Raw genomic sequence first — 11,370 nt, 5'->3', positions numbered from 1 at the left:
TTTGTGCATATCACCTTGAGCCAGGGCCGCAAGGTTGGCATGTTCGGCCGCCGGAGAGAGCCTGGGTTGCGGCCCTGGCTCAAGGTGATCGTTGCGTGTCAGGCGACGGGATGACCACCCAGCTCGGGTGTTGGTTCAAAGATTGCGCTGCGCGCTCAGTCTTTCCAGTTGCGCTTCAGGCGGACCCGGCTTCCCTGTTCCCCTGGGGTGATGTCCACTTCGGTCATCAGCGCGCGCATCAAGCCCACTCCCCGACCCCTTATCCCCTTGTCGGCGGGGGGTGGGCGCCACTTGCCGTCGTCGGTGATCACGATCTCCACGGAACCCTCGTCGGCGGTTGCGGTCAGTGTCAGAGTGCCGTCGTCCCGGCCAGGGTAGCCGTGTTCGATCGAGTTCGTGCACGCTTCGTCGACGGCGAGGATCACGTCCGCGGCCGCCTCGTCGGGGACGTCGGACTGGGCCAGCCACTCACGCAACTCCCGCCGCATGTCGACCAGGCTCCGGGGCTCCGCGGGCAACTCCAGGCGCATCGGACCAGGCGGGTGCACGTAGACCAGCACCGCCACGTCGTCGTTGTGACCGGACGGCGGCAACAATCGGTCCAGCAGGTGCTCGGTGATCTCCGCCGACTGCCGGCGCGGCACCTCGCGCACCGCCACCCGTGCGCCTTCGATCGCCTCGTCGATCGGCTGGCCGTGCCGTTCCACCAAACCGTCCGTGTACAGCAACAGCACCGAACCCGCCCGCAACGGCACCGTCGCACGTGGACGGTCCGTCGACCGGCGCACCGCCAGGGGTACCGCCAACGCCTGGTCCAGCAGCTGATCACTGCCATCAGCATGACTGAGCACCGCCGACGGGTGCCCGGCGCTGGAGTACGTCACGATCCCGGCCACCGGGTCGACCACCGCGCAGAACACCGTGGTGCACAAGGCACCCGGGATCTGCCGGGCGAATCCGTCCAGCTGGTCCAGCGCCCGCGCGGGATCGCCGTAGCTCAGCAGGAGCGCACTGCACGCACTGCGCAGCTGCCCCATCACCGACGCCGCCGCGAGCCCTCTGCCGACACAATCTCCCACGACCACCGCGATCCGGCCGTCCGGCAACCGCGCCACGTCGTACCAGTCGCCGCCGACCTCCAGCGGCCGCACCGCAGGCTCGTACCGCACCGCGAACCCGGCCGGCAGGTCCGTCGGCCCCAGGATGGCGTGCTGCAGGGTCAGCGCGACCGCACGCGCCTCGTCGTAGCTGCGGGCCCGGCCGAGCGCCTGCGCGAGCTGCGCCACCAGCATCCCGAACAACGCGCGCTCCTCGGCGCCCAGCACCTGGTCCGCCCGCTCGGCCCACACCACCGAATCACCACTGCCGAGCGCCGCCCCGAGTTCGCGGCTCGTCTCCGGCGGCCAGATCTGCCCCGGCGCCTGACGGCGCGCGCGGTCCAGCCGCTCGTACAGCTCCGGCTCCAGCTCGTCGAACGAACCGGCCTCCGGATCGCCCGCGAGCAACCCGCCGCTCTCCACGGTCGGCCAGATCGCCGCCACCACCCGCGTCGCACCGAGGATCGCCCGCAACGCCGACACCCCGGCGTTCAGCACCTCGGCGACATCGGTGGCGGCCGCCAAGTCCGCGGCGAACGCGGCCAGCACCGCCTCCCGGTCCGCCGCCTTCTTCTCGACCGTCACGTCCCGCAACGTCCCGACCAGCCACGCCCGCCCGTCGTCCTCGGCGACGCGCGTGAGGGTCAGCGCGGCCCACGCCTCGCGCCCGTCCGGGCGCTCCACCCGGACCGACACCTCGTGCCCGTCGCCCAGGTAGCCCACCAGATCGGCGGCCGGCACGCGCGCGGCGTCCGCACCCAGCCACGGGTACGGCCAGGCCATCGGCACGCTTTCCGCGCCGTACCCGGTGATCCTGGCGAACGCCGGGTTGACCTCGACCACCGTGCCGTCGCTGTCCGCGACGAACACGCCCTCCCGCAACGACTCGAACAACGCGCGGCGGAACTCCGACTCACGCCGCCGCAGACCGGACAGCGCCAGGTTCGCCCGCACCCGCGCGAGCAGCTCCGCGCCGGAGAACGGTTTCGGCAGGTAGTCGTCGGCGCCTGCCTCCAGACCGGACACCGCCGCCTCGACCCCGGCCCGCGCGGACAGGAACAGCACCGGCACCGACTTCGTCGCCGGTTCCGCCCGCAGCGCCCGGATGAGCCCGAACCCGTCCAGGCGCGGCATCATCACGTCCGACAACACGAGATCCGGGCGGTGCCGCCGCGCCAGCTCCAGCCCTTCGACGCCGTCCCGCGCGAGCAGGACCCGGCCGATCGGGCGCAGCATCCGCGCGATGAACCGGCTCAGATCGGTGTTGTCCTCGACCACCAGCAGCGTCGGCCCCGGCTGCTCGCCGGGCTGCGCCGTCTCGCCTTCCCCGTCGAGGCGCCACTGCAGCGCTTCCTCGCGGTAGGCGGGCGCGGCGGCGAGCGCGAGGTCGACGGCCGCCGGGGGCGCGACCGCCGCGAGCGGCAACCGGACCGAGAAGGTGCTCCCGGCCCCCTCCACCGAATCCGCCGACACCGTGCCGTCGTGCAACCGCACCAGTTCCTGCACCAGCGCCAGCCCGATCCCGGCGCCCTCGTGGGAGCGGCCCTCCCGCCCGCGCGCCCGGTGGAACCGCTGGAACAGCCTCGGCAGCTCGTCGGCCGGGATGCCGGCGCCGGTGTCGGCGACCGTCAGCTCGGCGTGCCCGTCCACCTCCCGCAGCCGGACCGCGACCCCGCCCTCCCGCGTGTACTTGAGCCCGTTGGACAGCAGGTTGAGGACGATCTTCTCCCACATGTCCGGATCGACGTTCACCGCTCGGGACAGCGGCGGGCAGTCGATCTCGAACCGCAGCCCGGCGCGTCGCACGGCCGGGGCGAAACTCTCCGCGATCTCCGTGGTCAGCGCGGCCAGGTCGTGCGGCGTGGCGTCCGGCTGCAGGCGACCGGCCTCGATCTTGGCGAAGTCGAGCAGGTCGTTCACCAGCCGCCGCAGCCGTCCGGCGTTGCGGTGCACCAGCTCCAGCCGCTCGCGCTGACCGGGCGGCAACGGCTCGGCGGTGTCGGCCAGCGCGTCCTCGGCCGGCCCGGCGATGAGCGTCAGCGGGGTGCGGAACTCGTGGCTGACGTTGGCGAAGAACTCGCTCTTCGCGCGGTCCAGTTCGGCCAGCGCCTCCGAACGACGGCGCTCGCCCTCGTAGGCGAGCGCGTCGGTGATCAGGCTCGACACCTGCCCGCCGAGCAGTTCGAGGAAGGCCCGGTAGTCCGCGTCCAGCGCCTGGTAGGCCGACACCCCGAGCACCAGCGCGCCCACCGGCTCCGCCCGGCCTGCGGCGACCAGCGGCAGCACCACGGCGCGGTCCGGCGCGGCCGTGCCGACGACCACCGGCTGCACGAAGTCCGGCCCGAACCGCTTCCGCAGCTCGTCGCACACCCTGGTCCCGCCGTCCCACAACGGCCAGACCGGTTCCCCGCCGCGGTCCAGCACCGCGGGCGCGGCGCGCTCCCCGGGACCGATCCCGTACGCGGCGGCCAGCGACGCCTGCCCCTCGTCGAACAAGTACGCCAGCGCGAACGGCAGGTCGGCGCCGTGGCGGCCCAGCGCGGCGACGGCGGAGCGCGCGGTCTGCGCGACCGATCCGGCGGCCGACACCTCGCCGAGGTCGTTGAGCACTTCCATCCTGCGCTGGCGGACCACCTGCTCGGTGGTGTCCTGGACGGCGACCAGGATGCCCAGCACCTCGCCCCGCTCACCGGAGATCGGGCTGTAGGAGAACGTCCAGTACGTCTCTTCGAGGTAGTTGTGCCGGTCGATGAACAGCAGCTGGTTCTCCGAGTAGGTGGCGCCCTGGCCGGTCAGGACGTGGCGCGACAGCGGGCCCAGCTCGGCCCACGCCTCCGCCCAGCACTCGGACGCCGGGCGGCCGAGGTAGCGCGGGTGCTTCTCGCCCATCGCCGGGCGGTAGGCGTCGTTGTAGAAGACGGTGAGCTCGGGCCCCCACCACACCAGCATCGGGAACCGCGACGAGAGCACGAGGCGCAGCGCGGCGTGCAGCTCGCGCGGCCACTCCGCGATCGGGCCGAGGGCGGTCGCCGACCAGTCGCGCGCGGCGACCATCGCCCCCATTTCACCCACTGTGTCCAAATAAGACGTATCAGCCGGATGCGTCATCGACCGTGTCAGCCCTCACCCAGGGCGCATTCGAGAGTCTCGGAAACGGTGAACACCTGCCGCAGATCGGCCGCCTCCAGCGCGCGCAAAACGACGCGGCTGGACGCGACGAGCCGCAGCGGTGTGCCGGCTTCGGCACACCGCTGCTCGGCCTCGACCAGCAGGGACAACCCGGCGGAGCCGAGGAAGTCCACGCGGGACAGGTCGACGATCACCGGCTGCGGCGGCACGGCCGCGCGGCGGGCCTGGTCCATCTCACTGATCAGCGCCGGTGCGGAACACAGGTCCACACCGCCGGACACGGTCACCACGACGGCGTCCCCGGTCACCCGGTGACGCACCGCGAAAGCTTCTTCGGCCAACGGAACCTCCCGGACACGCGTAGGGACACCTGTGGTGCGTTCAGCCTAATGCGGGACCGGGAAGTCGGCAGATCTCGAGCTTCGTCAGCCCGCCAGCGCCGGCGCGGAGTACGCGGCCAGCCGCTCCCGGACGTCCACCGGATCCCACACCGGCGGCTCGAGGACACCGGCCGCGACGCCGTCGCACAGGTCCTCGGCGAACCGCGCCACCACCCGCGGCGCGGGCAGGACGTCGGCGCCGAGGTAGGCGAGGACGATCAGGTCCTCGCCGCAGTGCGATTCGACGACCAGCGACCAGCCGGTGTCCTCGCTCCAGATGAGGGCGGAATCGCGGTCGGGGAACTCGGGGAGGCGCCGTTCCAGCGCCAGGTACGCGTTGGCCGGTGGTGGGTCGATCTGCACGAAGTAGGCGTTGCCGCCCAGCCCCAGAGCCTCGGTCACCAGTCGCACGTACCGCCGCAGCCCCCGCGCCTGCGCGTCCTCGTATTCCAGGTACATCTGCCCTCGCACTTCGCCCACCAGATACCCGGCGGGGCGCCCCTGCTTGACGCCGCGCCGGAAACCGGCCTTGACGGGTTTGAAACCGCTCATGGCCCAGCCGGGCTACCCCTGGCTCGCGAATCCCAAACCTGCCATTTCACGGTGGGTGTGCGCGCGGGCTGCCTCACGCACGAGCGCTGGGTGACTCCTCACCCTCGATGGTGAACGAGCCCAGCAACCCGGTGATGTCCAAGATGCGCCGCGCGTAGCGGTCCACGTTGGCCAGCTTCACCGTGCCGCCCTGCTCCTCCGCACTGGTCTTCGCCCTGATCAGGGCGCTGATGCAGGCCGAGTCGAAGAAGTTGAGGCCCTCGAAGTCGAGCACCAGGTGGATCACCCCGGATCCGAGCAGCTTCTCCACGGCCTGGTCCAGCTGGTCCACCGCGCCGTGGTCGATCTCACCGAGCAGCAGCACACGTCCGCTGTCCCCGCTGGCCTCCGTGCGCACCACGGAAGCCGTGGCGGACCTGGTCGCGCCTTCGTCCGTCGTCATGGTTCGAACTCTCTCCAAAATCGTGGCGTCGGCTTCGGCCCCGGTTGTCGCCCGGCGGCCGTGTGCAATAAGTTTGCCGCAAAGCAACGAACTTCGTGGATCGTGCTCGCGTGCCTGCGACCTTCCACCATGCTGGAGCCTGGGAGCGATGACGACAACCTCCGACCGCCAGATCACCGCCGTGGTCAGCGATTTCCTTGACGCCCAAAAGGAAACGATCGTCGCGCAGTGGGCCGACTCACCGTTCTTCCGCTCGGTGGCGCAGGATTCCGACCAGGCCGCCGGTGACAGCGCCGAGGTCCTGCGCGGGGTCCGCCGGGCCATCGCGGCCGGTGACGCGGACAGCCCCGCCGCCGACGGCTTCAACGACCTGCGCTCGCTGCTCACCGCGCTCGCCTCGCAGCTCGACGGCAACGAGGGCGTGAGCCCGCGCACCGCCGTCGAGGTGAGCGACCTCAAGAAGCCGCTGCTGCGCCTGTGGGAGGAGACCGCGGATGCGGAATTGCTCACACGGGGCGCCCTGCTGCTCTCCAGCGCCGTGGACACCCTGCGGCTGGTGCTCGTCGAGTCCGCGCTCGCCTCGGCCAAGGAGACCCTGGCCATCCAGCGCGACCAGCTGACCGAGCTGTCCACGCCGGTGATCAAGCTGTGGGACGGGGTGCTGGCGATCCCGCTGATCGGCACCCTGGACAGCATGCGCAGCCAGGTCGCCACCGAGAGCCTGCTGCAGTCGATCATGACCCACCAGGCCAAGGTCGCGATCCTGGACATCACCGGCGTGCCCACGGTCGACACCATGGTGGCCCAGCACCTGCTCAAGACCGCCATGGCGGCGCGGCTGATGGGCGCGGAGTGCGTCATCAGCGGCATCCGCCCGCAGATCGCCAACACGATGGTGCAGCTCGGCATCGACCTCGGCGAGGTCGCCACCCGCGCCCGGCTGGCCGACGCGCTGGCCTACGCCCTCAACCGGCTCGGACTGCAGGTGGGCTCGTCCGCGGTACCGGGCGTGGTCTGATGGCCGGCATCCCGATCGTCAACCTGAGTGGTGTCCTGCTGGTCACCATCCAGGAGGAGCTCCTCGACCAGTCGGTGGCCGAGTTCGAATCCGAGCTCACCGAGAAGGTCGTGGAGACCCGCGCCCGGGGTGTGCTCATCGACGTGTCCGTGCTGGACATCATCGACTCGTTCCTCGCCCGCACGCTGCACGACATCGCGGCCATCACCTCGCTGATGGCGGCCCGCACCGTCGTGGTCGGCATGCGCCCGGCCGTGGCCATCACCCTGGTCGAACTCGGCCTGACCCTGCCCGGCCTGTCCACGGCGCTCTCCGTCGAGGAGGGTCTCTCACTACTCGCCCCGCCACCGGGGTCATCGCGGACGGCGCTGCGGTGACACGCGCGCCTGCCACGAACACGGTCGCCATCCACGACGAATACGACATCGTGCATGTGCGGCACGCCGCCAGGTCGGCGGCGTCCACCGCGGGGTTCAGCCTCGTGCAGCAGACCAAGCTGGTCACCGCCGCCAGCGAACTGGCCCGCAACGCCCTGGTCTACGGGGGCGGCGGGCAGGCGGAAATCGCCGTCGAGGACCTCGGCGGCAACCCGACGGTGCGGATGACCTTCACCGACAAGGGGCCGGGCATCCCGGACATCGACGCGGCCATGGCGGACGGCTTCACCACCGGGTCCGGCCTCGGCCTCGGCCTGGGCGGCGCCAAACGGCTCGCCGACCAGTTCCGGATCGACTCGGCGCCGGGCCGCGGGACGAGGGTGGAGATCAGCATGTCCGTCCGCAGAAGCGCGGGACCGTGACCCGCGACGACCTGATCGTGACCGAACCGAGTCACGTCGGGCGCGCGCGGGTGGTCGCCGCGTCGGCCGCGACCCGCGCCGGGCTGCCGCTGGAGCGGGTCCACCTGGTGTCGCTCGCCGCCACGGAACTGGCCTCCAACCTGCTCAAACATGCCGGGCGTGGGGTGTTCAGCGTGGTGCCGGCGCTGGGCAGGCTGGACGTCGTCGCGGTCGACTGCGGTCCGGGGATCGGCCGGATCGAGGACAGCATGCGCGACGGCTACTCGACCACCGGCACGCTGGGCGGCGGCCTCGGCGCGGTGCGCCGCGCCGCGGACGTGTTCGACGTCTACAGCAGGCGTGGCCAGGGCACTTCCGTGCTCGCGCGCTGGCACGCGGGCCCGTCGCCGCTGCCCGGTGGACTGCGGATCGGCAGCGCGATCCTCACCGCTCCGGGTGAAGCGGAATGCGGCGACCGCTGGACGGCGGAAACCACGGACGATAGCGTGACCATCGCGGTGAGTGACGGTCTGGGCCACGGCCAGTTGGCCGCACGGGCCAGTGACGCGGCGATCTCCACCGTCGCCGCACACGCCGAGCTGCGACCGGCCCGTATCCTGGAGCTGATGCAGCCGTCCCTCGCCTCCACGCGCGGCGCGACCGTGGCCGTCGCGCAGCTGACTCCGGCGGAGGGGCGCATGCGGTTCTGCGGGGTGGGCAACGTGTCCACCCGGTTCTACGCGGACCAGGACGGGCCCGTGCAGCGCATCGTGTCGCGCCACGGCATCGTCGGCGTCGCCGCGCGGCCGCGGCCGTCGGACTCCGCGTACTCGTGGTCCTCCCGCAGCTGGCTGGTCCTGCACACCGACGGGATCTCGGACAAGTGGAGCAACACCGACTGGCCCGGCCTGTTCAACCACGACCCGGCCACCGTCGCGGGCTGGATCCTGGGGCAGCGTGGCCGCGGGCGGGACGACGCGTGCGTGGTGGTCATCGCGGGAGGTGGTGGCCGGTGACGAAAGCCACCACCGAGGACCTGCTCCGCGAGCTGCGCGAGACCATCGCGCGGCAGGAACGGGAGCTGCGGCTGCACCAGTCGGAGCTGGAACAGACCAACGCGGGCCTGCTGGCCCTGCACGCCGAGGTCGAGCTGCAGCGGCAGCGGTCAGCGTTCCTGGACGAGGTGAGCCGTAGCGTGTCGGCCTCGCTGCGCGGCCGGGAGGTCGTGGAAGCGCTGGTCGGGCTCATCGAGCGGGAGAACCTGGCGGACTGCGCCGGCGTGTGGCTGGTGACGGACGAGACCCGCAAGCTCAAGCGCCTGCCGCGGCCGGACAGCGCGCCGGACGCGGACGTGAAGCGCGTCGCGACCGGGCACCAGGCGCACATCGAGCCGAAGCGGCTGCTGCTCCCGCTGACGGTCGGCCCGCACCTGCTCGGCGTGCTCGAGCTGCACCGGGACAGCGAGTTCACCGGCGACGAGGTGTCCTTCCTCACCGCGGTCGCCGCGCGGTCCGCGGTCGGCCTGCGCAACGCGGGCGAGTACGAACGGGAGCGCGAGCTGGCCGAGCGGCTGCAGCACGCGATGCTGCCCACCCTGAGCACTCCGGACGAGCTGGAGCTGTGCGCCCGCTACCGGCCCGCGGCGACCGGGGTGAACATCGGCGGCGACTGGTTCGACGCGTTCACCAGGGCCGACGGCACGATCGTGCTCACCGTGGGTGACGTCACCGGGCACGGTCTGGACGCGGCCGTGGTCATGGGGAAGCTGCAGAACGCGCTGCGCGCCTACACCGCGGAAGGGCACGGCCCGGCGGAGGCGCTGCGGCTGGCCCACCACCTGCTGCGCGGGCTGGACAGCACGTTGTTCGCCACCGCGGTGGTCGCCGACCTGGAGCTGGAGACCGGCCGGATCCGCTGGGCCAGCGCCGGGCACCTGCCGATCCTGGCCTGCGGCGAGGACGGGGTCCGGCACCTGGAGCGGCCGAACGCGCCGATGCTGGGTGTGCCGTTCGCGTTCGACATCGCCGAGTACGAGGAGACCATCACGCCGGGCAGCGACCTGCTGCTCTACACCGACGGGCTGGTGGAGCGGCGGGCCGAGGTGCTCGACGACGGGCTCGCCCGGCTGACCGGCGCGTTCGCCGAGGTCACCGGGCTGCCGACGGACGAGGCGGGCGACCGGATCCTGTCCGAGATGCTCGGCCAGGACGAGCACGACGACGACGTGTGCCTGCTGTTGTGCCGGTGGTCGGCGCAGCCGGAGCGCCCGTCCCGCCGCGGCGCGCGGCACATCCCGGCGCCGCGCTGAACTCAGCGCGGGAGGGCGAACTCCGCCCACACCCACTTCCCGTCCGAGCCGGTCTCGTAACCCCAGGACTCGCTGACCGCTTCGACGATCACCAGGCCGTTGCCGCGCACCGAATCCTGTTCGGCCGGGCGCGGGACCGGGACGTGCACGTCGTCGTCCCACACGCGCAGCAGCAGGCGGTCGCCGTTCTGGCGCAGCACCACCGTGACCTCGCCCTGCCCGTGCTCGACGGCGTTGGTGACCAGCTCGGACGCGGCCAGCACGATGTCCTCGCGGGTGTCCGCGGGCACCTCCCACGCCTGCAGCGCGGAGGTGGCGAACTCCCTGGCCTGGCCGGCCGCCGGCGCCTCTTCCGGCAACCGCGTCACCGCGCGCCGCCACTCCGACGGCTTGCTGTGGTGCTTCGTCGGTCGGCGCGAGCCGTCGGTCCTCACAGTGTCCTCCCGCCAGCGGTCCTTGCTCGCGTATCGGCTGTGTTGGTGGTTCCCCGGACGTGGCCGGTTAACCACTTTCCGCCCCGATCCTCACCCGCGGTGAAGCCCGGTTAGGATCGGCGGACGGTTGAGCCGCCAGCCTGTTGCCGTGGCGGCTCCGGGTACCGGTGCAGCTTCCTTGTGGTCCGCCGACGGCAGGACGCGGTGAACGACGACAGTAGGAGGTATCTCGGGTGACCACCGAGTTGCGTGTCACGCGACGCCTCATCGACGGGGCCATCGTGGTCTCCGCCGCCGGCGATGTGGACCTGACCAGCGCGCCCGACCTGGAGAGCGAGGTGCAGACCGCCTGTGCCGAAGCCCAGCCGCCGGGCCCGGTGGTGGTCGACCTGTCCGGGGTGACCTTCCTGGGGTCGATCGGCCTGAGCCTGCTGGTCAACGCGCAGCAGAAGTGCGAGGAGAACTCGGTGGAGCTGCGTGTCGTGGCCACCAGCCGCGCCGTGCTGCGGCCGCTGGAGGTGACCCGGCTCGACGAGCAGCTGCGGATCACGTCGTCGCTCGAGGAGGCCGTGGCGCCGCCCGCGACCGAAGCGAGCTGATTGCCCCGCTCCCGCGCGGGGTACTCGCTGCCGGTGGACCGAGCCGGGGAGCGAGACATGATCGTGGTGAGCAAGCGGATTCCCGTCCAGCCCGAAAAGGTGTTCACCGTCCTCGCCGACGGCTGGACCTACGCGGGCTGGGTCGTGGGCGCCTCGCACATCCGGCAGGTGGACAGCCACTGGCCCCAGGTCGGTTCGCGGATCCACCACAGCGTCGGGCCGTGGCCGTTCAACGTGCAGGACGTGAGCTGCGTGCTCGCGGTCGAGGAGAACAAGCTCCTCGAACTGGAGGCCCGCATGTGGCCGATGGGCGCCGCGAAGATCACGCTGACCCTCACGCCCGACACCGAGGGCGGCACGGAGGTGCAGATGGCGGAGAAACTGGTGCGCGGCCCGCTCAGCCTGCTGCCCGAGCCGGTGCAGGCGGCCATGCTGGCACCACGGAACACCGAGAGCCTGAAGCGGCTGGCGGACATCGCGGTGCACCGCTGATCTTTGAACACAAAGGTAGCTGGGTGGTCATCCCGTCGCCTGACACGCAACGATCACCTTGAGCCAGGGCCGCAACCTCCGTGCTCACCGGCGGCCGAACATGCCAACCTTGCGGCCCTGGCTCAAGGTGATATGCACAAA

General features: G+C 71.6%; 12 protein-coding genes. 7 read left to right on the top strand and 5 right to left on the bottom strand.

Annotated elements, in window-relative coordinates; translation table 11 throughout:
- Positions 1–155: 155 nt before the first annotated feature.
- The 4 genes from L2C96_RS43405 to L2C96_RS43390 all read right to left on the bottom strand — a co-directional run bounded on the left by L2C96_RS43405 (position 156) and on the right by L2C96_RS43390 (position 5,600).
- The gene (locus tag L2C96_RS43405) at positions 156–4,160 is read right to left on the bottom strand and encodes a SpoIIE family protein phosphatase (protein WP_237340217.1); all 4,005 of its coding nucleotides are present in this window, start codon (positions 4,158–4,160) and stop codon (positions 156–158) included.
- Between the two features lie 53 nt (positions 4,161–4,213).
- Entirely contained in the window at positions 4,214–4,567 is a 354-nt protein-coding gene (locus L2C96_RS43400) for an STAS domain-containing protein (RefSeq protein WP_020422969.1), read from the bottom strand.
- Between the two features lie 84 nt (positions 4,568–4,651).
- A complete protein-coding gene (locus L2C96_RS43395) occupies positions 4,652–5,158 on the bottom strand; it encodes a DUF6292 family protein (protein WP_237340216.1) in 507 nt (168 codons plus the stop codon).
- A gap of 73 nt (positions 5,159–5,231) precedes the next feature.
- Complete coding sequence (locus L2C96_RS43390; protein ID WP_020422971.1) at positions 5,232–5,600, bottom strand: STAS domain-containing protein; 369 nt, start codon at positions 5,598–5,600, stop codon at positions 5,232–5,234.
- 148 nt (positions 5,601–5,748) lie between these two features.
- Between L2C96_RS43390 and L2C96_RS43385 the strand changes: the two genes are divergently transcribed.
- The 5 genes from L2C96_RS43385 to L2C96_RS43365 are packed head-to-tail and all read left to right on the top strand — an operon-like array spanning position 5,749 to position 9,704.
- The gene (locus L2C96_RS43385) at positions 5,749–6,618 is read left to right on the top strand and encodes an STAS domain-containing protein (RefSeq protein WP_237340215.1); all 870 of its coding nucleotides are present in this window, start codon (positions 5,749–5,751) and stop codon (positions 6,616–6,618) included.
- A complete protein-coding gene (locus L2C96_RS43380; protein WP_020422973.1) occupies positions 6,618–6,995 on the top strand; it encodes an STAS domain-containing protein in 378 nt (125 codons plus the stop codon). Before L2C96_RS43385 ends, L2C96_RS43380 begins: the two co-directional genes overlap by 1 nt.
- Positions 6,992–7,417, top strand: coding sequence for an anti-sigma regulatory factor (locus tag L2C96_RS43375; RefSeq protein WP_020422974.1), 426 nt, complete (start codon positions 6,992–6,994; stop codon positions 7,415–7,417). The genes L2C96_RS43380 and L2C96_RS43375 overlap by 4 nt, the downstream gene beginning before the upstream one ends.
- A complete protein-coding gene (locus L2C96_RS43370) occupies positions 7,414–8,412 on the top strand; it encodes a SpoIIE family protein phosphatase (RefSeq protein ID WP_020422975.1) in 999 nt (332 codons plus the stop codon). The genes L2C96_RS43375 and L2C96_RS43370 overlap by 4 nt, the downstream gene beginning before the upstream one ends.
- Entirely contained in the window at positions 8,409–9,704 is a 1,296-nt protein-coding gene (locus L2C96_RS43365; protein WP_020422976.1) for a PP2C family protein-serine/threonine phosphatase, read from the top strand. Before L2C96_RS43370 ends, L2C96_RS43365 begins: the two co-directional genes overlap by 4 nt.
- Before the next feature lie 2 nt (positions 9,705–9,706).
- On the opposite strand, the gene L2C96_RS43360 is transcribed toward L2C96_RS43365, so the two are convergent.
- Positions 9,707–10,138 (bottom strand): ATP-binding protein, encoded by a 432-nt coding sequence (locus tag L2C96_RS43360; RefSeq protein WP_237340214.1) that lies wholly within the window; start codon positions 10,136–10,138, stop codon positions 9,707–9,709.
- A gap of 233 nt (positions 10,139–10,371) precedes the next feature.
- Between L2C96_RS43360 and L2C96_RS43355 the strand changes: the two genes are divergently transcribed.
- Both L2C96_RS43355 and L2C96_RS43350 read left to right on the top strand, forming a co-directional pair.
- Positions 10,372–10,737 carry an STAS domain-containing protein gene (locus L2C96_RS43355; RefSeq protein ID WP_020422978.1) on the top strand — a complete coding sequence of 122 codons (366 nt, stop codon included), beginning with the start codon at positions 10,372–10,374 and terminating at the stop codon, positions 10,735–10,737.
- Positions 10,738–10,794: 57 nt separating this feature from the next.
- Positions 10,795–11,229 carry an SRPBCC family protein gene (locus tag L2C96_RS43350; RefSeq protein ID WP_237340213.1) on the top strand — a complete coding sequence of 145 codons (435 nt, stop codon included), beginning with the start codon at positions 10,795–10,797 and terminating at the stop codon, positions 11,227–11,229.
- The last annotated feature ends 141 nt before the right edge of the window (positions 11,230–11,370 follow it).

Origin of the sequence: Amycolatopsis tucumanensis (assembly GCF_021654135.1) — a bacterium.
GTDB classification, from domain to species: Bacteria; Actinomycetota; Actinomycetes; order Mycobacteriales; family Pseudonocardiaceae; genus Amycolatopsis_E; species Amycolatopsis_E tucumanensis.
Note: the sequence above shows the minus strand (reverse complement) of the source record. Positions and strands in the feature narration are given on the sequence as shown.